The following is a 280-nucleotide window of genomic DNA, read 5'->3' as shown; positions in this document are numbered from 1 at the left end:
TTCATCAAAAGTTTTAACTTTTTCAAGAAATGGTTTTAACATTCCCATAAAAGCCCTAATAGTAATTAAAGCTTTTAATTGATAACCTGCCTCAAAAGGGGAAACCGTTGTATGGTAATTTTGAATAATTCCAAGATCTTCCATTTTCTTAATTCTTTCTGAAACAGCAGGAGAACTAATGCCTACTTGTCTACCTATTTCAGCATTAGATTGTCTAGCGTTGCTTTGCAAACATTTTAGAATTTTCCAATTTAATTGATCAAGACTCATTTTAAATAAA

1 protein-coding gene is annotated in these 280 nt (G+C 30.0%); it reads right to left on the bottom strand.

The window, feature by feature from the left end; all coding sequences use genetic code 11:
* On the bottom strand, positions 1-270 hold a 270-nt coding region (locus ACNG5D_RS16100), incomplete at its 3' end, for an Lrp/AsnC family transcriptional regulator (RefSeq protein ID WP_418184544.1).
* Positions 271-280: the final 10 nt, after the last annotated feature.

This window comes from Algibacter ulvanivorans (assembly GCF_048381495.1).
GTDB lineage: Bacteria > Bacteroidota > Bacteroidia > Flavobacteriales > Flavobacteriaceae > Algibacter_B > Algibacter_B ulvanivorans.
Note: the sequence above shows the minus strand (reverse complement) of the source record. Positions and strands in the feature narration are given on the sequence as shown.